At 73.3% G+C, this 24496-nt stretch carries 21 protein-coding genes; 2 read left to right on the forward strand and 19 right to left on the reverse strand.

Translation table 11 applies throughout. The annotated features are described in order from the left end of the window. Positions 1–21: 21 nt before the first annotated feature. The 19 genes from AC1WTP_RS21050 to AC1WTP_RS21140 form a co-directional block, all read right to left on the reverse strand. Positions 22–2892, reverse strand: coding sequence for a PQQ-dependent sugar dehydrogenase (locus AC1WTP_RS21050; protein ID WP_481650969.1), 2871 nt, complete (start codon positions 2890–2892; stop codon positions 22–24). A gap of 358 nt (positions 2893–3250) precedes the next feature. After that, positions 3251–4318: a polyprenyl synthetase family protein gene (locus AC1WTP_RS21055; protein ID WP_481650970.1), complete on the reverse strand. Its 1068-nt coding sequence runs from the start codon at positions 4316–4318 to the stop codon at positions 3251–3253. Continuing rightward, positions 4315–5736 carry an alkaline phosphatase family protein gene (locus AC1WTP_RS21060; RefSeq protein ID WP_481650971.1) on the reverse strand — a complete coding sequence of 474 codons (1422 nt, stop codon included), beginning with the start codon at positions 5734–5736 and terminating at the stop codon, positions 4315–4317. Before AC1WTP_RS21060 ends, AC1WTP_RS21055 begins: the two co-directional genes overlap by 4 nt. Then, positions 5733–6917, reverse strand: a complete 1185-nt coding sequence (eboE, locus tag AC1WTP_RS21065; protein ID WP_481650972.1) for a metabolite traffic protein EboE — start codon at positions 6915–6917, stop codon at positions 5733–5735. The genes AC1WTP_RS21060 and eboE overlap by 4 nt, the downstream gene beginning before the upstream one ends. Further along, complete coding sequence (locus AC1WTP_RS21070; RefSeq protein ID WP_447139510.1) at positions 6917–7783, reverse strand: TatD family hydrolase; 867 nt, start codon at positions 7781–7783, stop codon at positions 6917–6919. Before AC1WTP_RS21070 ends, eboE begins: the two co-directional genes overlap by 1 nt. After that, positions 7783–8403: an EboA domain-containing protein gene (locus tag AC1WTP_RS21075; RefSeq protein WP_481650973.1), complete on the reverse strand. Its 621-nt coding sequence runs from the start codon at positions 8401–8403 to the stop codon at positions 7783–7785. Before AC1WTP_RS21075 ends, AC1WTP_RS21070 begins: the two co-directional genes overlap by 1 nt. Positions 8404–8463: 60 nt before the next feature. Then, on the reverse strand, positions 8464–9618 hold the full coding sequence (locus AC1WTP_RS21080; RefSeq protein ID WP_481650974.1) for a sugar phosphate isomerase/epimerase family protein: 1155 nt from the start codon (positions 9616–9618) through the stop codon (positions 8464–8466). Next, complete coding sequence (locus AC1WTP_RS21085; RefSeq protein WP_481650975.1) at positions 9615–10520, reverse strand: SCO3242 family prenyltransferase; 906 nt, start codon at positions 10518–10520, stop codon at positions 9615–9617. The genes AC1WTP_RS21080 and AC1WTP_RS21085 overlap by 4 nt, the downstream gene beginning before the upstream one ends. Then, positions 10504–11664 carry an inositol-3-phosphate synthase gene (locus AC1WTP_RS21090; protein WP_481650976.1) on the reverse strand — a complete coding sequence of 387 codons (1161 nt, stop codon included), beginning with the start codon at positions 11662–11664 and terminating at the stop codon, positions 10504–10506. Before AC1WTP_RS21090 ends, AC1WTP_RS21085 begins: the two co-directional genes overlap by 17 nt. A gap of 579 nt (positions 11665–12243) precedes the next feature. Next, entirely contained in the window at positions 12244–13455 is a 1212-nt protein-coding gene (locus AC1WTP_RS21095) for a Gfo/Idh/MocA family protein (RefSeq protein WP_481651008.1), read from the reverse strand. Positions 13456–13508: 53 nt separating this feature from the next. Next, positions 13509–14564, reverse strand: a complete 1056-nt coding sequence (locus AC1WTP_RS21100; RefSeq protein WP_481650977.1) for a substrate-binding domain-containing protein — start codon at positions 14562–14564, stop codon at positions 13509–13511. A gap of 126 nt (positions 14565–14690) precedes the next feature. Beyond that, entirely contained in the window at positions 14691–15815 is a 1125-nt protein-coding gene (locus AC1WTP_RS21105; protein WP_481650978.1) for an ABC transporter permease, read from the reverse strand. Then, on the reverse strand, positions 15812–17410 hold the full coding sequence (locus AC1WTP_RS21110; protein ID WP_481650979.1) for a sugar ABC transporter ATP-binding protein: 1599 nt from the start codon (positions 17408–17410) through the stop codon (positions 15812–15814). The genes AC1WTP_RS21105 and AC1WTP_RS21110 overlap by 4 nt, the downstream gene beginning before the upstream one ends. Continuing rightward, entirely contained in the window at positions 17407–18585 is a 1179-nt protein-coding gene (locus tag AC1WTP_RS21115; RefSeq protein WP_088997469.1) for an ROK family protein, read from the reverse strand. The genes AC1WTP_RS21110 and AC1WTP_RS21115 overlap by 4 nt, the downstream gene beginning before the upstream one ends. Positions 18586–18950: 365 nt before the next feature. Next, positions 18951–19964, reverse strand: a complete 1014-nt coding sequence (locus AC1WTP_RS21120) for a YihY/virulence factor BrkB family protein (protein WP_481650980.1) — start codon at positions 19962–19964, stop codon at positions 18951–18953. Between the two features lie 93 nt (positions 19965–20057). Further along, positions 20058–20780: an NADPH-dependent F420 reductase gene (locus AC1WTP_RS21125; protein ID WP_481650981.1), complete on the reverse strand. Its 723-nt coding sequence runs from the start codon at positions 20778–20780 to the stop codon at positions 20058–20060. A 21-nt stretch (positions 20781–20801) separates the two neighbouring features. Further along, complete coding sequence (locus AC1WTP_RS21130) at positions 20802–21833, reverse strand: LLM class flavin-dependent oxidoreductase (RefSeq protein ID WP_481650982.1); 1032 nt, start codon at positions 21831–21833, stop codon at positions 20802–20804. Between the two features lie 157 nt (positions 21834–21990). Next, positions 21991–22800, reverse strand: coding sequence for an ABC transporter permease (locus AC1WTP_RS21135; protein WP_481650983.1), 810 nt, complete (start codon positions 22798–22800; stop codon positions 21991–21993). An 11-nt stretch (positions 22801–22811) separates the two neighbouring features. Further along, complete coding sequence (locus AC1WTP_RS21140) at positions 22812–23612, reverse strand: ABC transporter permease (RefSeq protein ID WP_481651009.1); 801 nt, start codon at positions 23610–23612, stop codon at positions 22812–22814. A gap of 173 nt (positions 23613–23785) precedes the next feature. On the opposite strand from AC1WTP_RS21140, the gene AC1WTP_RS21145 reads away from it, so the two are divergent. Continuing rightward, positions 23786–24103, forward strand: coding sequence for a PadR family transcriptional regulator (locus AC1WTP_RS21145; RefSeq protein ID WP_481650984.1), 318 nt, complete (start codon positions 23786–23788; stop codon positions 24101–24103). Further along, positions 24100–24438, forward strand: coding sequence for a hypothetical protein (locus AC1WTP_RS21150; protein WP_481650985.1), 339 nt, complete (start codon positions 24100–24102; stop codon positions 24436–24438). The genes AC1WTP_RS21145 and AC1WTP_RS21150 overlap by 4 nt, the downstream gene beginning before the upstream one ends. Positions 24439–24496 lie beyond the last annotated feature (58 nt).

Raw genomic sequence — 24496 nt, forward strand, 5'->3', positions numbered from 1 at the left:
CGGGCGACCCCTCCGGTCAACTCAGGGCAGGGTCCACTTCTGGTTGGCGGCCGCCGTGCAGGTCCACAGGTGCACCGCGGTGCCGTCGGCGGAGTTGTTGCCGGAGACGTCCAGGCACTTGCCCGACTGCGGATTACGCACCGTCCCGTCCGCCTGCGCGGACCAGTTCTGCGCACCCGTGCCGTTGCACGTCCACAACTGGATCTTCGTACCGTCCGCCGAACCACCACCGGAGACGTCCAGACACTTACCCAACGCCCGGACCGTCGAGTTCGGCGTCACCGTCCACGTCTGCGCCGCGGTGCCGTTGCAGGTGTAGATCTGGATCTGCGTACCGTCGGCGGTGGCCGCGTTGCGCACGTCCAGGCACTTGCCGCCCAGCCCCCGGATGGGGCCGGTGCCGCCGCTGCCGGTGCCGGTGTTCAGGGTGAAGGCGTCCACGTCGTAGAGCGCCCCGGTGCCCGAGCCGGCGAAGGTCAGGTAGAGCGTGGTGGTGCCGGCCGGCGCACCGGCCACCGTCCCGGTCACCGTGGTGAAGGTGTCCCACGCGCCGGTCACCGGCACCGTGGCCGAGCCGAGCACCGTGCCGGTGGCCGAGCCGGCCCGGATCTGCAGGGTGCCGCCCGCGCCGGCCGAGGAGACCCGGGCGGTGAACGAGGTGACGTTGCCGAGCTGGTACGGCTGGAAGGCGATCCAGTCGCCGTTGTTGATGTCACCGACGGTCTTGCCGCCCTCGGCGGTGGCCTTGTCGAAGGTGTTGATCCCCGACGAGGTCTTGAAGTGCTCGGCCTGCCGGTGCCGGGGCTGGAGGGTGTGCTGGGTGTGCGTGGTCAGCCCGCCCGCGTCGGTGTACTCGGCGTCGAAGATGGCGAAGATGTTCGCCGCCTCGTCGTGCTCGCCGTCGACCGGGATGGTGATCGCGCCGGAGCAGCCGTTCTGCGAGGTGATCTGGTGTCCGTGCTGGTCGTGGCCGAGCACGTAGGTCATCTTGACCTTGGTGCAGTCGATCGTGCCGTCCTCCGGGTCGGTCACGGTGATGTTGAACGGCACCGTGTCGCCGTAGGAGAAGAGCCGCCCGTTGCCGGGGCTGTTGATGCTCACCGTGGGCGCGGTGTTGCCGACGTTGATCACCACGCTGGCGCTGCCGGTGGCGCCCTGCGGATCGCGCACGGTCAGCGTGGCGGTGTACGTCCCGTTGGCCGTGTACGTCTTCGTCGGGTTGGCCGCCGTGGAACTGGTGCCGTCGCCGAAGGCCCAGGCGTACGTCAGCGCGCCGCCCTCCGGGTCGGACGAGCCGGCCGAGGAGAAGGTCACGGTCAGCGGGGCGGCGCCCGAGGTCCGGTTCGCGCTGGCCGCCGCCGTCGGCGCCCGGTTGCCGCCGCCGATGTGGTCGAAGCGGTAGAGCGCGGAGTTCGCGTCGCCGTTGAAGTAGCCGGTGCCGTAGTCGAGCACGTAGTAGGCGCCGTCCGGGCCGAAGGCCGAGTCCATCACCTGCTTGCCGGTCCACGGGAAGGCGTCGATGGTGCCCGGCGAGCCGTCGGCGTTGACGTGGATCGGCTTGATCCAGCCCCGGCCGAACTCGGTGGCGAAGAACTGCCCGTCGAACGACTGCGGGAACTTCGTGGTCGAGGTCGACGCGGCGTTGTACCGGTAGACCGGCCCACCCATCGGCGACTCGGAGCCGCCGCCGAACTCGGGCGGGGTGCCGGCGTCGCCGCCGTACCGGATCCAGGACGGCTTGGCCGCGGGCAGGGTGGGCAGCCCGGTGTTGCGGAACGAGTTGTTGGTCGGCCCGCCGGTGCAGTTGAACTTGGGGCCGGTGGCGTTGGTGGCGAAGTTCCACTCGTTGTAGGTCTCGTTGCTGGTGTTCGTCCCGGTGCAGTACGGCCAGCCGTAGTTGCCCGGGCCGGTGACCCGGTTGAACTCGACCTGGCCGGCGGGGCCGCGGGTGGCGCTGGTGGAGCCGGCGTCCGGACCGTAGTCGCCGACGTAGACGATGCCGGTGGCCTTGTCCACGCTCATCCGGAACGGGTTGCGGAAGCCCATCGCGTAGATCTCCGGCCGGGTCCGCGCGTCGGAGTCGACGAACATGTTGCCGGCCGGGATCGAGTACGTCCCGTTCGCGTTCACCTTGATCCGCAGGATCTTGCCGCGCAGGTCGTTGGTGTTGGCTGCGCTGCGCTGCGCGTCGTAGCCGGGGTTGCGGTTGGTGCGCTCGTCGATCGGCGCGTACCCGGCGGAGTCGAACGGGTTGGTGTCGTCACCGGTGGACAGGTAGAGGTTGCCGGCGGCGTCGAAGTCGATGTCCCCGCCGACGTGGCAGCAGAGCCCGCGGTCGGCCGGTACGTCCAGCACGTCGACCTTGCTGGCCTGGTTGAGCGTGAAGTCCGCGTTGAGGGTGAACCGGGAGAGCCGGTTCACGCCCTGCCAGGCGGAGAAGTCGCTGCCGGTGGCCGGGGCGTCCCCGGCGGGGGTGGACAGCGGCGGCGCGTAGTAGAGGAAGATGTGCCGGCTGCTGGCGAAGTTCGGGTCGACCCCGACGCCCTGCAGGCCCTCCTCGTCGTGGGTGTAGACCGGGATCGTGCCGATCACCGAGGTGGTGCCGGCCGAGTCGGTGCGGCGCAGGGTGCCGTTGCGGGCGGTGTGCAGCACCGAGCGGTCCGGCAGCACGGCCAGCGACATCGGCTCGCCCATCTCGGCCACGCCGCGGGCGAGTTCGACCTGCTGGAAGTCGGTGCCGTTGATCGGGTGGGCCTGCGCGGGAGCCGGGCCGCCGAGCGCGGCCGGGCCGGCGCCGAGGGTGACCGTGCCGGCCGCGGCGACCAGGAGCAGTGCCGAGCCGGCGGAGAACCATCGTCGGGGTCGGTGGTTGGAGCCGTCCGTGGTGGACATCGTTGAGCTGTCCCTTCCTGACGAGTGACTGCCAGGGCGGGGCGCGCGCCGTCGCGCCGGATGCCGTAGCGGGGGGATGCGGCGGCCCGCCGGGTGCCGATCCCGGCCGGCCGTGACCACCGGTCGGTGGGGCCACGTCTCGGAGGTCACCAGTCGATGGGTTACCGCGCCGCCGGTTCACCTCGACGAAACAGGTTCGTGTTGGGCACGACATTAAATTGCGGACGTCGATGTGTCCATACCTTCTGCGGATCCAGAATGGACTTTCGTCGATCCGTGCGAAAGTGGGCTCGCCGCCGCCGGCCGGCCGGCCCCGGGCCCGACCAGAACGGGCTCCCGGCTCGATCCCCCGCGGGGCTCAGAGCCGGCGGTTCACCGCCTGGCCGGCCAGGCCCTCGAGCGCGGCCCGGGTCTCGCCGTCCAGCGGGGCGCTCGCCAGCGCGGTCAGCGCGGCGTCGGCGCGGACCCGGATCATCTGCTCGATCCGCTCTCGGGCGCCGGTGCTCTCGATGATCCCGCGCAGCTCGGCCGCGCCGTCGGCGTCCAACGCCGGATTGCCGAACAGTTCCCGCAGCCGGGCCGTCTGCGTTCGGTCGGCGGCACTGCGGGCCAGCGCCATCATCACCGTGGGCTTGCCCTCCCGCAGGTCGTCCAGAACCGACTTGCCGGTGACCGCCGGATCGCCGAAGACCCCGAGCACGTCGTCGCGGAGCTGGAAAGCGTCCCCGAGCGGGTCACCGAACTCGGCCAGCGCGGCGAGCAGTTCCGGCCCGGCGCCGGCCAGCGCCGCGCCGATCTGCAACGGCCGGGTGACCGTGTAGCGGGCCGCCTTCATCCGGATCACCGTCAGCGCGCTGGCCACCGACCCGTCGCCCACCCCGGAGACCAGGTCGAGGTACTCCCCCGCGATCACTTCGGTGCGCATCAGCGCGAAGACCGCGTACCCCCGGTGCACCTGCTCGGTGCTCAGCCCGCACTCGTGGAACATCTGGTCCGACCAGGCGGCGCAGAGGTCCCCGCAGAGCAGCGCCGTGTTGCGCCCGTACGCCTCGGGGTCGCCGCGCCAGGACGAGCGGGCGTGCAGGTCGGCGAAGAGCCGGTGCACCGACGGCTCGCCGCGGCGCCGGTCACTGCCGTCCAGGATGTCGTCGTGGATCAGCGCGAAGGCGTGGAAGAGCTCCAGCGCCGCGGCGGCCATCACGATCGGGGTGCCGTCCGCGCCGCCGGCGCCGCGCCAACCCCAGTAGCAGAAGAGCGGGCGCAGCCGCTTCCCGCCGGCCAGCACGAACCGGTGCAGCGCGGTGAAGACGCCGCGGGGCGCGCCGTCCGGCCACTCCGGGCCCTGCCGTTCGAGGAACGCGGCCAACTCGGCGTCGAACCGGGCACGCAGCCCGCTCGTGTCGGTCGGTGCCACGGTCACCGTCACGGCGCCTCCCCCGTCGGCTCGCCCGCCGACCGGACCGGCGACAGCCCGGCCAGCTCCAGCAGCAGCGCCTTGACCTCGGTGGCGGCGATCCGGTCCCGGGCCGCCGCCGGGTCGGAGCAGAGGAACACGGGGGCGTCCGCCGGGTCGGCCGGCAGCCGCCCGTGCGAGCCGCGCACCGCCCGGGCGCCCGCGTCCAGCCCGACCACGCTCATCAGGTAGCGCAGGCCGAGCTTCTTGCGGGCCAGCGCCACCGCGGCGCGCCGCTTCGCCGCCCCGGGGGCGGCCGGGTCGAAGAAGAGCTCGGCCGGGTCGTAACCCGGCTTCCGGTGGATCTCCACCAGCCGGGCGAAGTCCGGCGCGCGGTCGTCGTCGAGCCAGTAGTAGTACGTGAACCAGGCGTCCGGCTCGGCCACCAGCACCAGTTCGCCGGCGCGCGGGTGGTCCAGCCCGTGCGCCGCCTTGCCGTCGGCGTCGAGCACCTCGGCCACCCCGGGCAGCCCGGCGCAGAGCTTCGCCACCGCCGGCACGTCGGCCGGGTCCCGGACGTAGACGTGCGCGACCTGGTGGTCGGCGACCGCGAACGCCCGCGAGGTCCACGGGTCGAGGTACTCCATCCCGGCCTGGGTGTGCACCCGGAGCAACCCCTCGGCACGCAGCAGCCGGTTGACGTCGACCGGACGGGAGACGTCGGTGATGCCGTACTCGGAGAGCACCACCACGGTCGCGTCCCGGGCCGCGGCGGCATCGAGCAGCGGCCCGAGCACCGCGTCCAGCTCGGCCGCCGCGGCGGCGGCCCGGGGCGACGAGGGGCCGAACCGTTGCAGGTCGTAGTCGAGGTGCGGGACGTACACCAGGGTGAGGTCCGGGGCCTGGTCGGCGAGGATCTGCTCGGCCGCCCGGCAGATCCACCGCGACGAGGCCAGCCCGGCCCCCGGGCCCCAGTAGGTGAAGAGCGGGAAGGTGCCGAGCCGCTCCGTCAACGCGTCGTGCAGCTCCGGCGGGTCGGTGTAGCAGTCCGGGTCCTTGCGCCCGTCGGCGTGGTAGACCGGGCGGGGGGTGACCGTCCAGTCCACGTCCGCGCCCATCGCGTACCACCAGCAGACGTTGGCCACCGTGTAGCCGGGCTCGGCCCGGCGGGCCGCCTGCCAGAGCTTCTCGCCGCCCACCAGGGCGTTGTGCTGCCGCCAGAGCAGCACCTCACCGAGATCCCGGAAGTACCAGCCGTTGCCGACGATGCCGTGCTCGGCCGGGAGCGCCCCGGTGAGGAAGGTCGACTGCACCGAGCAGGTCACCGCGGGCAGCACCGTGCCGAGTTCGGCGCGGAACCCGGCGTCGGCGACCGCGCGCAGCCGCGGCATGTGCGCCAGCAGCCGCGGGGTCAGCCCGACCACGTCCAGCACCACCAGTCGCCTGCTCATGCCGGCACCTCGCTCTTCAGTGGCGCGAGGCCGAGCGCGAGCAGCTCGTCGCGGGCGAAGGCCAGCTCGGCGGCGATGCCGGTGGCCAGCTCCGCGTCGGTGCGCGGCCGCCGCGCCTCGGGCAGCACCCCCCAGGTGTACGTCTCGACGTCGAGGTGGTCGCAGCCGGCCTCCGGACCGGCGTAGAGCGCGGCCAGCGCGGCGCGCAGCACCGGCAGGGTCGAGCCCAGCGGCTCCTCGGGCGGGGCGTGCAGCGGCACGTGATAGTGCACCCGCCAGGCCCCGGGCAGCCGGGCGTCGAGGGCGGCGTCCAGGTCGTCCGCGGCGTGGGCCGGGTGGGCCGGGTCGGCCGCGCCCGCGCAGCCGGCGGCGCGGGTCTGGTGCAGGAAGCGCGGCTCCACCCAGCGGCGCAGCGCGGACGTCGCCGCGGCCGGCGCCTCGATGGCGGCGGACACCTGCACCTTCACCACCGGCAGGCCGGCGGCCCGGAGCCGGGCCAGCGCCGCGGCCGGCTCCTCCCAGGCACAGGCGAGGTGTGCCAGGTCGAGGCAGACGCCGAGCCGCTCAGTGTCCATACCGGACAGTACCCCGACCGCCTGCCCGGTGCTCTCCACCAGACAGCCGGGTTCCGGCTCGAAGCCGACCCGGATCGGCCGGCCGGTGTTCCGCTCGACGGCGGCGAGACCGGCCGCGAGCTGGTCGAGCCGGCGACGGGCGGCGTCCGCCCGGGTGGCGTCCCAGGGCGCCCGCCAGGCCAGTGGCAGGGTGGAGATCGAGCCCCGGGCCGCGTCGTCGGGCAGCAGGTCGGCCAGCACCCGGGCCAGGTCGAGGGTGTACCCGAGCCGTCGTCCGGTGGTCCAGTCCGGGTGGTAGACGTCGCCCTTGACCACCGGGGCCTGGAAGGCCGCGTACGGGAAGCCGTTGAGGGTGACCACCTCCAGACCGCGGGCGGTCAGTTCGGCGCGCAGCCGGCGGCGGGCCGCGGGATCGGCGGCCAGCTCGGCGGCGACCGGGGCGGCCAGCCACAACCCGAGGCCGAGCAGGTCGGCGCCGAGCGCCTCCCGGACGGGCAGGGCGTAGCGGTCCAGTTGGGCGAGGACGCCGGCGAGCTCCTCGGCGGGATGCACGTTGGTGCAGTAGCCGAGGTGGACGGTGGTGCCGCCGGCGTGCCGCAGCCGCATCAGCTGCCCCCGCGCAGGATCGAGTTGCCGGCGTACGTGCCGGTGGGCGGGTCGACGTCGGCGAGGTCGAGGTCGGTCAGGTCGAGCCGCCCGGACTGGCCGTAGAACTCGACCGGGTTGCGCCACAGCACCCGGTCGACGTCATCGGCGCTGAACCCGGCGAGCAGCATCGCCTCGCCGGTGGCCCGGGTGAGCAGCGGGTCGGAGCGGCCCCAGTCGGCCGCCGAGTTGACCAGCATCCGCTCGGTCCCGTACGACCGCAGCAGCTCCACCATCCGGGGCGGGGACATCTTGGTGTCCGGGTAGATGGAGAAGCCGAGCCAGCAGCCGGTGTCCCGGACCAGCTTCACGGTCACCTCGTTGAGGTGGTCGAGCACCACCCGGCCCGGCTCGATGCCGCTCTCGGCGACCACCGCGAGGCTCCGCTCGACGCCCCGGGCCTTGTCCCGGTGCGGGGTGTGCACCAGCGCCGGCAGGTCGTGCGCGACGGCGAGGGCGAGCTGGGCGGCGAACGCGTCGTCCTCCTCCGGGGTCATCGAGTCGTAGCCGATCTCGCCGACCGCCACCACGCCGTCCTTCTCCAGGTAGCGCGGCAGCAGGTCGAGCACCGGGCGGCAGCGCGGGTCGTTGGCCTCCTTGGGGTTGAGCGCCATCGTGGCGTGGTGCCGGACGCCGAACTGGCCGGCCCGGAACGGCTCCCAGCCGATCAGCGAGTCGAAGTAGTCGGCGAACGAGTCGGCGCTGGTGCGGGGCTGGCCCAGCCAGAACGCCGGCTCGACCACCGCGCGTACCCCGGCCGCGGCCATCCGTTCGTAGTCGTCGGTGGTGCGCGAGGTCATGTGGATGTGCGGGTCGAAGATGCGCATCACGCCTCCCTGGCGGTGGGCCGGCCGGAGCCGGCGGTGAGCCGGTCGAGCAGGTCGGTGGCGTCGGCCGGCATGCTCCGGCCGGCGGCCTGCCGTTCGGCGGCCAGCGCGGCCAGCATCGCGGCCAGCTCGGCGTCGGCGCGGCCGTCGAGGTCGGCCACGACGGCCAGCGGCACGCCGGTGAAGACGCACTTGAGCACCGCCTGCCGCCAGGTCGCCGGGTCCAGGTGCCGGGCGTACGGGCCGAGGGCGGCCGCGACCAGTCGGGTGTCGTTGGTGCGGATCGCGTCGTGCAGCAGCGGCACCCCGGCCGTGCCGATCGGCAGCAGCGGCAGCGCCTTCAGCACGGCCCGCTTCTCGGCCGCGTCGCCGTGCCGGTAGAGAGCCTCGGCGTGCTCGGCGTGGCGGGTGGGCAGCGTGGTCAGCAGCAGCACCCGGGCCGCCTCGTCGGCGGTCCAGCCGGGCAGGTCGGCCAGCTCGTGGCGGCCGCAGCGCCGGCCGGCCGCCGGGAACCAGCGGCCGATGCTGTCCGGCTCGGCGGCCACCCGCCGCAGGGCCTCGGCCAGCCAGTCGGGATCGGGCACCTCGCGCAGCGCGGCCCGCAGTCGATCCGGTGTCATGCCGTCTCCTTCCTCGCGCTGTTGCGCGGACCACCACACGCTCGGCCCCTTTGCTCTGCTTCACTCCACGCACAGGTCGGTGTCTGGGTGGCGGACGCCGGGTGTTGCGTCCGTTGAAGCAGTGCAAAGGGTCCGCGCTGGCACCTCGTCCCCGATGTGCCCAGGGGTACGACCGCCGCCCGATATTGCGCCCGTTGAAGCAGAGCGAAGGGTCCGCGCTGGCACCTCGTCCCCGATGTGCCCAGGGGTACGACCGCCGCCCGATATTGCGCCCGTTGAAGCAGAGCGAAGGGTCCGCGCTGGCACCTCGTCCCCGATGCTCCCGGCGGCCCGGACGGCCCTCGTGGCCGCGGCGCGCAGGAAGTCGATCGAGCGGGCCGCGACGGCGGGTGCGGCGTGCGAGTGCCGGGGCAGCTCGACGGCGACCAGGCCGGGGTAGCCGGCGTCGGCGAGGGCGCGCAGCACCGGCGGGAAGTCGATCTCGCCGGTGCCGAACTCCAGGTGCTCGTGCGCGCCCCGGCGCATGTCGTCGATCTGCACGTTGACCAGATGCTCGGCCACGTCGAGGACGCACTGCGGCACCGGCCGGGGCTCCAGGCAGCGGCAGTGTCCGATGTCGAGGGTGAGGCCGAAGACGTCCGGCCCACCGAGCGCGTCGCGCAGCCGGCGCCAGCCGGCGATGTCCTCGACCAGCATGCCCGGCTCGGGCTCGAAGCCGAGCGGCACCCCGGCCGCGTCGGCGGCGTCGACCACCACCGCACAGCCGGCGACCAGCCGGTCCCAGGCGGCGGCCGGGGCGACCGGTTCGGGGCGTACGCCGGCCCAGAACGAGACCGCCTCGGCGCCCAGGTCGGCGCCGATCCGGACGGCCCGGCGCAGGAACTCCACCCGCCGGGTCGGGTCGTCGTGCAGCAGCGTGGGCGCGTGCTTGTGCCAGGGGTCGAGCAGGTACCGCGCTCCGGTCTCGATCACCACGGCGAGGCCGAGTTCCGCCAGCCGGCGACCGACGGCGGCCACCCGCCGGGTCAGCCCGGGCGCGAACGGGTCGAGGTGGTCGTGGTCCAGGGTGAGCGCGACGCCGGTGTAGCCGAGGTCGGCGATCACCGCGAGCGCGTCGTCGAGCCGGTGGTTGGCGAACCCGTTGGTGCCGTAGCCGAACCGCAGGTCGGTGGCGCGCGGCGGGGCCACGGGGGCGGGATCGGGGCGGGCGGTCATGTCGGGGAGACCTTCCGGGCCAGCCGGCGGCCCAGCGGCGCGGCCGCCGCCACCGCCAGCCCGAGCAGCCCGGCGCCGGAGCGCGCGGCGAGCGCGCCCTGCAACGCGGGCAGCCCGGTGATCCCGGCGCCCACCGCGGCGCGCACCCGGCCGGCCGAGGGTTCGGCGACCACCCGCGCCTGCGCCCGGCCGTAGCGGGCGGCGTACCAGCCGGCGAGCACGGCGGGCAGGGCCGCCGCAACCCGGGCGCGCCGGGCCGGACCGGCGGTCCCCGGGCTGTCCCGCTCCGGGCCACGAGCCGGGCCGGCCCCGGCGGCGGCGGCGACCAGGGCGGTGCCGGCCAGCGTCCGCAGCGGCAGCCGGGCGTCGGTGCCGCTGACCTCGCGGCGGGAGAGCGCGGTGACCGTCCAGGTGTGCGCGGCCACGGTGACCGCCGCCGGCACCGCCCGGCGCAGCCGCCCGCCCGTCGCGCCGAGCAGCACGTCCAGCCCGCGGCAGGCGGCCATCACGGCCGGCCCGGCGGCGGTGTTCTTGGCCGCCAGGTCGTATCCCCAGACGGTGGCCGCGAGCGGCAGCGCGACCGCGGCGGCGCGCCGGCCGCCGGCGGCGGTGGCCAGCGCGAGCCCGGCGGCGGTGAGGCCGGCGGCGAGGCCGAACGCGGCGGCCGGGCTGACCCGGCCGCTGGGGATCGGCCGCTCCGGCCGCTCGACCGCGTCCAGCCGCCGGTCAGCCCAGTCGTTGGCGGCCATGCCGGCCCAGTAGAGCAGCACCGAGGCGCCGGCCAGGGCGGGGGTGCGCCGGCCCAGCGTGCCGGCCGCCGCGGCCCCGGCGAGCACGTCCCCGGGGACCGAGAGCGCGGCCGGCGCGCGGACCAGCTCCGCCAGGTCAGCCGGGCTGGGCATCGCTGCCTCCGGCGTGCAGCCGGCGGGTGAACTCCCGCAGCCGGTGCCACTGCTCGGCCAGCGCGTGGGTGGGCGCGGCGAGCGGGTCCTTGAAGAAGAAGGCCAGGTCGGCCAGGGGCCCGCGGTGCCCGGCGGCGTGCGCGGCGGCGGTGAGCCGGGCCAGGTCGAGCACCAGCGGCGCGGCCAGCGCGGAGTCGCAGCCGTGCCAGGTGAACTCCAGCCGCATCCCGGTGCCCAGGAAACCGGAGAAGGTGACCAGGTCCCACGCGGTCTTGAAGTCGCCGAGGTCCTCGACGTACTCGATCCGGGTGCCGCCCTGCGGCTCGTAGCCGAGGGTCTCGCCGAGCACCCGCTGCTTGCTCTCCACCTTGGCGGCGTTGGCGGCCGGGTCGGCCAGCGTGGCGCCGTCGCCGCCGCCGAGCAGGTTCACCCCCGACCAGGAGCGCACCGCGAGGTGTCGCATCGCGAACATCGGGGCGAGCACCGACTTGACCAGGGTTTCCCCGGTCTTGCCGTCGTGCCCGGCGTACGGCAGGCCGCGCTCGTCGGCCAGCGCGCGCAGCGCCGGCAGCCGCAGGCCGGTGGACGGGGTGAAGTCGACGTACGGGCAGCCCGCCGTCACCGCCGCGTACGCGTAGAGCGAGCTGGCCGGCAGCACCTCGTCGGGGCCGGCCAGCGCGGCCCGCAGGGCGGCCGGGTCGGCGTGCGCCGGGTGCGGCCGGGCGACCGGTTCGGTGGCCGAGACGTTGACCACCACCACCCGGTCCAGCTCGTGCCGGCGGCGGAAGTCTTCGAGGTCGCGGACGGTGGCGGCGGCCCGGTCGGCCTGACTGCCGCCGGCCGGGGCGGGGCGCAGGTCCCGCTCGACCCCGGCCAGCTCGTCGGCGAGGGCGGCGACCAGCCGCCCGGGCAGCACCCCGGCGGCGGCCAGCGCCTCGGCGCGCTTGGCCAGCGGGGTGGCGACCACGTCGTGACCGCCGAAGACCAGGTCGGCGAAGGACGGCAGGGCGGGGCCCCGCAGCTCGGCCAGATCGGTGACGCAGCCGGTGGGGCCGGCCAGGCCGGCCCGCAGGGCGAGCGCCCCCACGATGCTGGTGGTCGCGACCGAGCCGCGCGCCCCCACCAGCCAGACACCTGTACGCATGGTGCTCCTCTCCGGATCAGGAGGAACTGGCCGTACATCGAATTATATAGATATTTCTGTTATTTCGGAAGATCGAATTGCGGCGGAGCGGATGGCCCCGTCCGGCCGTCCACCTCGGGTGGAGCTGACCGGCCGGCGTCGAAGTCGGCGGCAACGGCGCCGGACCGGTTCCCGGTGCGGGCCGGACGGACGGGGCTGGTAGGCAGGGTCGGTCGGCGTCTCGACCCTGCCTCCCCCGCATCCGGCCGGTCGGAGCGACGGCGCGCTCCGGCCGGACGTCTCAGCCGGCGCGGCCCGCCGGGACGGTCGATGCCCGGGGTGCCGACCGCCAGCGGTGGCGGGAACGGTCGACGGGGGTGACGGAAGCGGGTGGGAGTGCCATCTGGTCCTCCGGATCGCCGGGTTGGTGGCGGTCCTCCGGTGCGGCCGGGGAATCCCGGTCCGGCCGCACCGGACGACCGTCCTGCTCGTGCGCCACCGGGCCGTGCGGCCCGGCTGCACGTCCTCCGGGAACGACCTCGTCCCCGCCGCGGGGCGCAAACCGCGGCCGGGCCCTCGCCGGTCGGTCCCGGAGGTGGCTCAGGCGGCCACCGGGGCCAGCGCCGGCTCCACCTCGGCCCACGTGGAGCCGAGCTCCGCCGACCGGGTCACCGCGTCCAGCACCAGCTGGACCTGCAACGCGTCGGCGAAGGAGGGAGCCGGGTCGACCCCGGTGGCGATCGCCTCGATGAAGTCCCGCATCTGGTGGGTGAACGAGTGCTCGTAGCCGATGATGTGGCCGGGCGGCCACCACGCCGACATGTACGGGTGCTCGCCCTCGGTCACCAGGATGCGGGTGAAGCCCTGCTCGGCGGTGGGTCGCGTCGCGTCGTAGAACTCCAGCTCGTTGAGGCGCTCCAGGTCGAAGACCACGGTCCCGAGCGAACCGTTGATCTCCACCCGGAGCGCGTTCTTGCGGCCGGTGGCGAACCGGCTCGCCTCGTACGTGGCCAGCGCGCCGCCGTCGAGCCGGGCCACGAAGACCGCCGCGTCGTCGACGGTGACCGGGCCGGTGGCCGGGGCGTGCCCGTCGACGGAGCCGTGCCCGTCGACCGGGGCCGCGCCGTCCACGCTGGCCGCGAGCCCGCTCGACCCGGCGGGCAACGGCCGCTCCTTGACGAACGTCTCGGTGACCGCGCTGACCCCGGTGATCCGCTGCCCGGTGACGAACTGGGTCAGGTCGATGATGTGCGCCCCGATGTCGCCGAGCGCGCCGGAGCCCGCCCTGTCCTTCTGCAACCGCCAGACCAGCGGGAACTGCGGGTCCACGATCCAGTCCTGCAGGTACGTGGCCCGGACGTGCCGGATCACCCCGAGCCGCCCGTCGGCGATCAGCTGCCGCATCATGGTGACCGCGGGCACCCGGCGGTAGTTGAACCCGCACATCGACCGCACCCCGGCGGCCTGGGCGGTGGCCGCCGCGGCGGCCATCGCTCGGGCCTCGGAGACCGTGTTGGCCAGTGGCTTCTCGCACAGCACGTGCTTGCCGGCGGCCAGCGCGGCGAGCGCGATCTCGGCATGGCTGTCGCCCGGCGTGCAGACGTCCACCACGTCGATGTCGTCCCGGCTGACCAGGTCACGCCAGTCCGTGGTGTACGCCTCCCAGCCGAGCCGGTCGGCGGCGTCGGCCACCTTCCCGGTGTCCCGGCCGCAGATCAGCGCCATCCGGGCCCGCGCCGGCAGGTCGTACACCCGGTTCACGGTGCGCCACGCCTGTGAGTGCGCGGCGCCCATGAACGCGTAGCCGACCATGCCGACCCGCAGTTGCTTGTCTGTCGTGGACAAGGTGGGTCTCCCCCCGTGTGTCAGAACCCGAGCTTGAGGTAGTTGCTCGCGTTCTCCTTGGTGATCGTCTCGGAGGCGAGGATGATTTCCTTGGGCACCTGGAGCTCGACCAGGTCGGACATGCCCCGGCCCTGGGCGATCAGCCGGGCCAGCGAGATGGCCGACGAGGCCATCGAGGGGCTGTAGGTGACCGTCGCCTTGAGCGGGGTGTTGTCCGCCTGGATGTCCTCCATCGCCTTCTTCGAGCCGGCGCCGCCGACCATGAAGAACTCCTTGCGGTTGGCCTGGTTGATCGCGGCCAGCACGCCGATGCCCTGGTCGTCGTCGTGGTTCCAGAGCGCGTCGATCTTCGGCAGCGCCTGGAGCAGCTGCGACGCCTCCCGCTGCCCCGAGTCGGCGGTGAACTCCGCCGCCCGGCGGTTGGCGATCCGGAAGCCGGCCGCGGTCAGGGTGTCGGCGAAGCCCTTCGACCGCTCCTGGGTCAGCTCCAGCGAGTCGATGCCGGCGATCTCGGCGATCACCGGGTTGCTGACGCCCTTCGCCTTGAACTGCGCGATCATGTAGGTGGCGGCGGCCACCCCCATGCCGTAGTTGTCGCCCTTGATCTGCAGGCGGTAGGCCCGCGCGTCCGGGAACGCCCGGTCCAGGTTGACCACCGGGATGCCGGCGTTCATCGCCTCCAGGCCGAAGGCGTTGAGCTCCTTGCCGTCGTGCGGCAGCAGCACGATCACGTCCGGCTTCTGCGAGATCAGGGTGGACAGCGCCGCCCGCTGGGCCGCCGCGTCCGCGCCGGCCTCGACCGTCTTGAACTCCACGTCGGAGTACGTCCCGGCCTGCGCCTTGGCGTTGTTGGTGATGGCGGCGATCCAGCCGTGGTCCGCGGCCGGCGCGGAGAAGCCGATCGTCACCCGCTTGCCGGGCTCGCTGTTGCCGCCGGGCGCGCCGGCCGCCTTGGTCTGCGCCTCGGTCGGCTGTTCCTCGTTGCTGGTGCACCCGGCGAGAAGTACGCCGGCGCCCACGGCGGCCCCGCCGAAGAGCAGTCGGCGGCGCGACAGGTCGCGACTGTGCTGGGTCATGACGACCTCCTGTGTTCGCGGTGGTGGAGGGAACGGGGTTCGCGTGCAGGAAAAAGGGTGTGCGGGGCCCGGCCACCGTCTCTCTGGTGGCCCGGATGGTGCGTGGGTCGGTGGTGCGGGGGTGGGTCAGGTGGTGGTGGGCCGGTTGCGGCCCAGGAACTGGGTGAGGCTGCGGAACTTGACCTGCTGGACCAGGACGGCCGCGACGATGATGCCGCCCTTGACCATGTTCTGGGCCTCGGTGGAGAGGCCGTTGATGGCGAAGAGGTTGGTGATGGTGGCGAAGATGACCACCCCGAGCAGGGAACCGATGATGGTGCCCCGCCCGCCGCTGAGCAGCGTGCCGCCGATGATCGCGGCGGCGATCGCGTCCAGTTCGTAGAGGTTCGCCATCGCCGCCTGGGCGGAGTTGGCCTGGGCGGTGAGCATGATGGCGGCGATCCCGCAGCAGAGCCCGGAGAGCGCGTAGAGCATCAGGGTGTGCCGCTTGACGTTGATGCCGGCGAGCCGGGCCGCCTCCGGGTTGCCGCCGACGGCGACCGTGCGCCGGCCGAAGGTGGTGCGGTTGAGCAGCACCCAGCCGGCGGCGACCACCGCGGCGAGGATGTAGACCAGCAGCGGGATGCCGAGCAGGCTGTTGCTGGCCAGGCCGTTGATGAAGGTGTTGTCGGAGACCTGGGTCTGCTTGTCGGAGATCTCGGCGGCCAGGCCGCGGGCGGCCACCAGCATCGCCAGCGTGGCGATGAACGGCACCAGCCGGCCGTACGAGATGAGCAGCCCGTTGACCAGGCCGACCGCGAGCCCGACGGTGAGGGCGCTGAAGATCATGCCGCCGGCGCCGTAGCTCTGCGTGGCGACCGTGGTGCACCAGACCCCGGCGAGCGCCACGATCGCGCCGACCGAGAGGTCGATGCCGCCGCCGATGATCACGAAGGTCATCCCGACGGTGACCACGCCGACCACCGAGGCCAGCTTGAGGATGCTCAGGACGTTGTCCCACACCCAGTCGGGGTTGGAGTAGAGGTCGGAGCGGGTGACCGCGCCGATCACGATCAGCACCAGCAGCACCCCGATCAGCGCGAGGTTGCGGCGGGCGCCCTCGCCGCCGTCGCCGCGCCACCAGGAGAGCCGGCCGGTGGTCGCCTTCCCGGCGACCGCCGCGGTCTCCGCCGGATCCACCGGCGGTGACTGCGCCGGCAGCTGCGCCGCCCGCTCCGGCGTCGCGGTGGGAGTGGGAGTCACATCGCTCATGCCGGTGCGCCTTCCATCAGGGACCCCGCCATGACGAGGTCGAGCACGGTGTTCTCGTCGAGTTCGCCGGCCGGGGCTTCGCGGACGACCCGCCCCTCCCGCATGACCAGCACCCGGTCGGCCAGACCGAGCACCTCGGGCACCTCGCTGGAGACCAGCAGCACCCCGACGCCGCGGGCCGCCAGGGCCCGGATGACCTGGTACAGCTCGGAGCGGGCGCCCACGTCCACGCCCCGGGTCGGTTCGTCGAGCAGCAGCAGCCTGGTGTCGCCGAGCAGCCAGCGCCCGACCACCACCTTCTGCTGGTTGCCGCCGGAGAGGGTGCGCACCGGCCGGCGGACGTCGCGGGGCCGCAGCTCCAGGCTCGCCGCGATCCGGTCCGCCTCGGCCCGCTCCGCCCCGACGTCGGTGAAGCCGAACCGGGCGTACCGGCCGAAGGTGGCCAGCGTGACGTTGCGGTAGATCGGCTCGCCGAGCAGCAGGGCCTGGCTCTTGCGCTCCTCCGGGGCCATACCCATGCCGGCCCGTACCGCCGCGCCGACGCTGCCCGGACGCAGCGCCCGGCCGGCCATGGTGACGGTGCCGGCTTCGGCCCGGCGGGCGCCGTAGATGGTCTCCAGCAGCTCGGAGCGGCCTGAGCCGACCAGCCCGGCGATGCCCACGATCTCCCCGGCCCGGACGGTGAGCGAGACGTCGGCGAACTCCCCCGCCCGGGTCAGCCCCTCGACCCGCAGCAGTTCCTCGCCGGCGCTGTCGGCGGCCGGGCGGTCCGGGAAGACGTACTCGATGGTGCGGCCGGTCATCCGGCTGACCAGGTCCCGGGTCGGGGTGTCCCGGGCCGGCAGGTTCGCCGCCGTGGTCCGGCCGTCCTTGAGCACGGTGACCCGGTCGCCGATCTCGCGGATCTCCTCCAGCCGGTGCGAGATGTAGATGACCGCGATGCCCTGGGCGGTCAGCTCGCGGATGATCCGGAAGAGGTTGCCCACCTCGTCGTGCGCCAGCACGGCGCTCGGCTCGTCCATGATGATCAGTCGTGCCTCGTGCGAGAGCGCGCGGGCCATGCTGACCACCTGCTTGCCGGCGGCCGGCAGGGCGCGGACCATCCGCCCGGGCGGGATCTCGGCGTGGCCGAGCCGGCCGAGGATCTGCCGGGTACGCCGGGCCATGTGCCCGCGGCGGACGAAGCCGAACCGGCGCGGCTCGTGGCCGAGGAAGGTGTTCTCCGCGACCGAGAGGTCCTCGACCAGGTCGAGTTCCTGGTAGATGGTGGCGATGCCGGCACGCATGGCGGCCTGCGGGTTGGCGAAGGTGGCCGGCTCGCCGCGCCACTCGACCTGACCGGAGTCGGGCCGGTGCACCCCGGCGAGCACCTTGATCAGGGTGGACTTGCCGGCGCCGTTCTGCCCGAGCAGGCAGTGCACCTCGCCGGCGCGCACCTCCAGCTGCACCCCGTCCAGGGCCCGTACGCCCGGGAACGTCTTGACCACGTCGGTGAGGCGCAGCACCACCTCGCCCGCGACGGCGTCGGCGGGCGCCTCGACCAGCGGAGCATCTGTCACCACGGCCTCCTCGGGTTGCTCGGTCTGCTCGCTCATGACGCCTCGCCGAAGGCCACGTCGCTGGCGAGGACGGCGGCGCCGGCCACCCCGGCGCGCGGCCCCAGCTCGGACAGGACGACCGGGAGGTTGCCGGTGGCCAGCGGCAGCGACCGGCGGTAGACCACGCTGCGGATCTCGGCGAGCAGGATGTGACCGAGCTGGGCGAGGCCGCCGCCGATCACGATCATCGACGGGTTGGTGAAGCTGACCAGCCCGGCCAGCACCCCGCCGACCCGCCGCCCGCCGTCGCGGATCAACTGGATGCAGGTGACGTCCCCCTCGACAGCGCCCTCGGCGACGTCCAGCGCGGTCACCTCACCCCGGGCGGCCAGCCGCTCGGCCAGCGCGGGCGAGGCCCCGCTGCGCGCGGCGGCGGTCGCGTCCTTGGCCAGCGCGGCGCCGCTGAACAGCGCCTCCAGGCAGCCGACGTTGCCGCAGGAGCACATCGGGCCGTGCGAGTCGACCTGGATGTGGCCGATGTCCCCGGCGCAGCCGTCGGTGCCCCGGTAGACCTCGCCGCTGAGGTAGATCCCGCAGCCGATGCCGGTGCCGATCTTGACGAAGAGGAAGTCGTCCACCGAGTGCGCGACTCCGCCGTGCCGCTCCCCGATCGCCATGATGTTCACGTCGTTGTCGACCACCGCCGGGCAGCCGTGCTCGCGCGTCAGCAGCTCGCGCACCGGGAAGCGGTCCCAGCCGGGCATGATCGGCGGCGAGACCGGCACGCCGTCGCGGAAGCTGACCGGCCCGGGCACGCCGATGCCGACCGCGTCGAGGCGTTCGTAGGCGCCGTCCACCTTGGCCTTGTGCAGCAGCTCGTTGACCCGCTGCAGGATCAGCTTCGGGCCGGAGCGGATGTCGGCCGGTTCGGCGTACGCGGCGACCGGTTCCAGCCGGCCGTTGACCACCTCGACGTCGATCGAGCTGGCGCCCAGATCGACCGCGGCGAACCGCAGGTGCGGGCTGAGTTCGACCAGAGTGGACCGGCGGCCGCCCCGGGAGGCGGCCAGCCCCGCCTCGGCGACGTAGCCGAGGCCGACCAGGCGTTCCAGTTCGGCGAGCAGGCGGGGACGGGGCATCTGCAACCGGTCGGCCAGCTCGGCCCGGGACACCGCCCCCTCGTCGCGGAGCAACCGCAACAGCCGTACGTGCAGGGGGTCGACGGACCGCACCGGGCTCACCTCTTCAGGGGCTCGTCCACGTCGGCGTAACGCCGAGGTGTTGTGTCCGACACAGTAGGAGCGTTCCGTGCCACGTGTCCAGAGCTTCGGCCAATCTGACTCCAACTTTTGTCCGTCCGAACAAAAGCTAATAGTGGATCAAGAAAAGAAGCGCCGGTTGGCTAGGGGCGTCCGCACCGCCCCGACCTGCCGGTCAACCTCCGGAGGCGGGGACGCCGCGACGAGCCGACGTCCGGGCGCGGCCCGGAGGGCGATGCGGAGACAAGGTTGATGCCTCAGAGTCATTGTGATGACTCTGAGGCATCAACCTGCCGGGGCAGGGAGTCGGTGCGGGGGCGACATGGGCGCCCCGGGGGTCAGCGGCGGCCGGCGTTGCGCTTCTTGCGGAGCTTGCGGTCGTCGCGCAACTCGACGTACGGCTCCTCGTCGGCCGAGTGCCCGGCCGAGATCGCGCGGCTGCGCTCCAGTTCGGCGTCGAACTCGGCGCCGAGCAGGATCGCGATGTTGCTGAGCCAGAGCCAGACCAGGAAGATGATCACGCCGGCCAGCGCCCCGTACGTCTTGTTGTACGAGCCGAAGTTGCTCACGTAGAGCGCGAACAGGCCGGAGACCACCAGCCAGATCACCACGGCCAGCACCCCACCGGGGCTGACCCAGCGGAACCCGCCGTGCCGGGCGTTCGGCGAGGCCCAGTAGAGGATGGCGAACATCAGGCTCACCAGGATCAGCAGCACCGGCCACTTGGCGATGTTCCAGACCGTCACCACCGTGGAACCGAGCCCGATCGCCTCGCCGACCGTCTCGGCCAGGCCGCCGGTGAAGACCACGATCACCGCGCTGGCCAGCAGCATCACCCCGATCACCGCGGTGACGCCGATCCGGATCGGCAGCGTCTTCCAGATCGGCCGCCCCTCCGGCACGTCGTAGATGGTGTTCGAGGCGCGCATGAACGCGGCGATGTAGCCGGAGGCGGACCAGAACGCCGCCAGCAGACCGAGTATCGCCGCGAGGCCGGCGAAGCCGCCGCTCCGCGTCGCCTGGTCGATGGCGCTCTCGATGATCTCCCGGATGTTCTCCTGCGGCACCGTCTGGGTGACCGTGTCCCGGACGCCCTCGGTGGCCCGATCGCCGAGCAGGCCCAGGATCGAAACCAGCACCAGCAGGCCCGGGAAGATGGAGAGCACGCCGTAGTAGGTCAGGGCGGCCGCCCAGTCGATGAGGCTGTCGTCCCGGAACTCCCGGACCGTGCGGCGCAGCGCCGCCTTCCAACCCGTGCCCGGCAGCTGGGCGGGGCTCTCCGGCCCGTCGCCCGGCCCGACCGGCCCGGCACGGTCCCGCCCCTCGCGGGCGGAAGATTCGTCGGCGGCCATCGCCCCTCCCTCGTCGTCGGCGTCATCCCCCGACATGCCCCGAGGCAGGGGCCGGTTAACCACCTGGCGGCGACCGGTCAGCGCGTGCCGGCTTCAGGCACGCGCGCGGGCGATGAGTTGCCCGCGTTCCGACTGCGGAAACCGGTCGAGTCTGGCGCGGACCTCGTCGGCGTCGACGTTGGCGCCGAAGAGGTCGGTGCCCGGTTCGAGACTGACGCCGGCCGCGAGGGGGCCGGCAACGACCGGATCGAAGCCGAGCGCGTCGACCAGCGCGGCGACCGTGTCGAGGTCGGCGGGGTCGTCACCGGCGATTGCGAGGGCCTTGCGGCCGGCTGCGCCGGCGGGACGGGCCTCATCCTCCAGGTCGTGGTAGCCCATGTGGTTGAACGCCTTGACCACCCGGGACCCCGGCAGGAAGGCCTGGACGGTCTCGCTGGACGAGGTGCGCGGGTCGGTGAGGTCGTCGCGGATGCCGTCGACCTCCCACCAGTAGTTCATCGCGTCGACGACCAGCTTGCCGTGCAGCGCGTCCACCGGGACGGTGCGGTACCTGCCGAGCGGAAGGGCGAGGACGACGAGGTCCGCGCGGGCAGCGGCCTCGGCGGCGGTGACGGCGACCGCTCCCGGCGTGAGCACGTCGACGGTGAGGGCGATCTTCGCGGGGTCGCCGGAGCCCGCGATGAGCACCTGGTAACCGGCGGCCAGGGCGAGGCGGGCGAGCACGGTGCCCACCTTGCCGGCGCCGAGGATGCCGAGGGTCTGCGGGCCCTGCTGGACGACGTCGTTCATGTCTTTCTCCGGGTCTTCCTTCTCCACTGCCGGATGCTGTCGCGCGCGTCAGCCGGCGAGGATGTCGCGGACCATGGGGATCACCCTGGTGCCGTAGAGCTCGACGGCCCGCAGCCGCGCGCTGATCGGCTGGGCGCCCGCGGTGTAGATGAGGTCGAACCGGGAGACGCCGAGGGTGCTGACCGCGCGGGCGATCTTGCGGGCGACGGTCTCCGGTGAACCGATGTAGAGGGAGCCCTGGTCGACCTCGGAGTCGAACTCCGCCCGGCGGATGGGCGGCCAGCCGCGGAGCGCGCCGATCCGGTCGCGCATGATCCGGTAGTGCGGCCAGTAGATCTCCTTGGCCTCCTCGTCGGTGTCGGCGATGAAGCCCGGGGAGTGCATGCCGACCGGGTGCGCTGTCGTGCCGAACTGCGCGCTCGCGCGGCGGTACAGGTCGATGTAGGGGGCGAAGCGTCCCGGTTGGCCGCCGATGATGGCGAGCATGAGCGGCAGGCCGTAGTGGGCGGTGCGGACGACCGACTGCGGCGTGCCGCCGACGCCCACCCAGGTGGTGAGGCGCCCCGACTCCGTCTTCGGGAAGACGTCGGCGTTCTCGAGCGGGGCGCGCTTGGTGCCGCTCCAGGTCACCGGCTTCTCGTCGAGCAGCTTGACGAACAGGTCGATCTTCTCCTCGAACAACACGTCGTAGTCGCTCAGGTCGTAGCCGAACAGGGGGAAGGACTCGGTGAACGAGCCACGGCCGAGGATGACCTCGGCGCGGCCGTTCGACAACGCGTCCACGGTGGCGAAGCGCTGGAACACCCGGACCGGGTCGTCGGAGCTCAGCACCGTCACCCCGGAGGCGAGACGGATCCGGGAGGTGCGGGTGGCGATGCCGGCGAGCACGGTCTCCGGGGTCGAGACGGAGTACTCGGGCCGGTGGTGCTCGCCGAGGGCGATGACGTCGACGCCGACCTGCTCGGCCAGCACCGCTTCGTCGACGACCTGCCGGATCGCGGCGGCGTACGAGATTGGCGCACCGGAGTCGTCCTGCGGGACGTCACCGAAGGTGTCGAGTCCGAACTCGAGATCAGGCATGGCTGCCCTCCAGGGTGAGTAGTTCCCGGACGCGCGGGGCGAACTCGCGGCCGAAACTTGACGCGTCAATTATGTGTCGTCCTTGACCAGTCAAGCAATTAGCGCGGGCATGACGGACGACACACCGCGAGCGTCGACTCGGGCGTCGGTGAACCGCCTACTTGTAGAGCAACCTGCCCATCCGGCGCGAAGCCACCAGCAACCCGACGGCCATCACCGCGAGCAGGTAGAGCACGTCGGGCAGCCACGACCAGCCGGAGGTGCCGACGGTGACGCCCCGGATCAGGTGCACCGCCCGGTAGAGCGGGGTCACCTCGACCAGCCAGCGCAGCACCGCCGGGTATGCCTCGGCCGGGACGAACGTGCCGGAGAAGAGGAAGAGGGTGAACTGCGCCGATCCCATCAGGTCGAAATCCTGCCAGCTGCGCATGCAGGTGGAGATCGCCATACCGAGCGCTCCGAAGGCGAAGCCGACCAGCACCGCGGCCGGGAACGCGACCAGCGCCCGCGCGGCGGTGGTGAGGTCCATCGCCAACATCACGCCGAGGAAGGCGGCCGAGTAGGCACTGCCCCGCAGCATCGCCCAGCCCAGCTCGCCGAGGGCGATCTCGAACGGCTGCACCGGGGTGGCGATCACCCCGTCGTACAGCTTCATGTACTTCATCTTCCCGAAGAAGTTGAAGGTGGTCTCGGCCAGCGCGCCGGTCATCGCCGAGGAGGCGAGCATCGCCGGGGCCACGAACGCCGCGTACGAGACGACCTGCCCGCCGGGCAGGGTGAGGTCGCCGACCAGGGCGCCCACCCCGACCCCGATGGAGAGCAGGTAGAGCAGCGGCTCGACGAAGCCGGAGATGAGCAGCAGCCAGTAGACCGACTTGAGCGCCGCGACGTTGCGCTCGGCGACCGACACGGACCGCCGGGTGGCGGCGGAGACGTCGACCAGCCGGGGCAGCACGAGAGTGACCACGACAGCCTTCCTCAGACGACCAGCTTGCGGCGGAACGCGCGGTGGGCCAGCAGCCAGCCGCCGAGCGCCCAGGCCGCGAGGTAGAGCAGGTGGCCGGCGACCGACCACTGCGGAGCCACCCCGAGGGTCGCGGCCCGGCACAGGTCGACGCCGTGCCAGAGCGGGGTCGCGTACGCCACCCAGCGCAGCGCCTCGGGCAGCGACTCGACCGGGAAGAACACCCCGGCGAAGAGCGTCATCGGGATGACCGCGAAGCGGAACAGCATGGCCAGCCAACTGTCGGTGCCCACCGCCGACGCGTACGCGAAGGTCGGCGCGGCCACCGCCAGGCCGAGCAGCGCCACCACCGCCGGCACGACCAGCGCCCAGGGCGAGCGCAGCGCCCCGAACAGGGCCGTGACCACCAGGAACGCGGCGATCGTGGTGAGCACCCGGAACAGCACGAAGGCCAGGTGGCCGGTGAGGATGTCGGCCACCCGCAGCGGTGCCGCGCTCTGCGCGAAGTAGGTCTTGATCCACTGGAAGTTGCTGAACACCGGCCAGGTCGACTCGCCGATGGCCACCTGCAACGCGGTCGAGGCGAGCAACCCCGGCACCAGCCAGTCGAGGTAGGGCACCCCGCCGACGCCCTGGTCGATGTAGGCCCCGACGCCGAGCCCGAAGCCGACCACGGTCAGCACCGGCAGCAGGAACGACGAGAAGACCCCCGCCCGCCAGGTGCGCCGGTAGCCCACCAGGTAGTGCGCCAGCACCGCGAGCGCCGGCACCCGGGGCAGCGCTGGTCGCGCCCGCTCCCGCGCCTGTTGCGCCACGCTCACGCGATCACCCCCGTCGCCACCGTCCACCACGGCCTTCCTACCCCGGGGGTACGACAGGCCGTGGCCACCCTACGACCGGCGTCCGCACCTGTCGTGTCAGTTTCCGCCCGGGGCGGGGCCCCTCCGTTCCCTGGACAGGCTTAATCTACATAGGTAGCCTTAGCGTCGTGGAACCACTCGGACGCATCGGTGCGGCGACGGTCGACGTCCTGCGGGTGCTGGTCGACAGCGACCGGCCGCGCTGGGGGTTGGAGATCATCAAGGCCACCGGCCGCCCGTCCGGCAGCGTCTATCCCCTGCTGGAACGGCTGGAGCGCAACGGCTGGGTGACCTCGCACTGGGAGGACGAGACCGACCGCCGCGGCCCACGGCGGCGGATGTACCAGCTCACCGCCGACGGCGCGCCGGCCGCCCGCCGGGTCTGCGCCCAGGCCGACGCCCGGGCGGCGCACCACCGCCCGGCCCGACTGCGGGAGGCACGATGACCCCCACCCGGGCCGCGCTCGCCCTCGTGCGCTGCGCCGCGGCGCTGCTCCCCGCCGCCTCCCGCGCCCGTCATCTCGAACAGTGGCAGGCGGACGTCCACGGCGCCGCCGACCTCGGCATGTCACCCCTGCGGCTCGCCGCGGGCACCCTCGGCGCCGCCGTCCGGATCGCCGCCACCAGCCCGAAAGGACCTCACGCCATGCAGCCCATCGGCCCGCTCGCCCTCGCCCTGAAGCTGATCGGCGGCACGCACGCCCGCCGTCGCGCCGCCACTCTCGCCGCCGTGTTCGCCGCGACCCTGCTGGCGGGCGTCGGGCTGCTCATCGCCGGCTGACCGGCGACCGCTCCGCCGCCGGCCGCCCGGACCAGCGACCTGCGGGGCGAGCACGGCG

This window comes from Micromonospora sp. R311 (genome assembly GCF_056780015.1).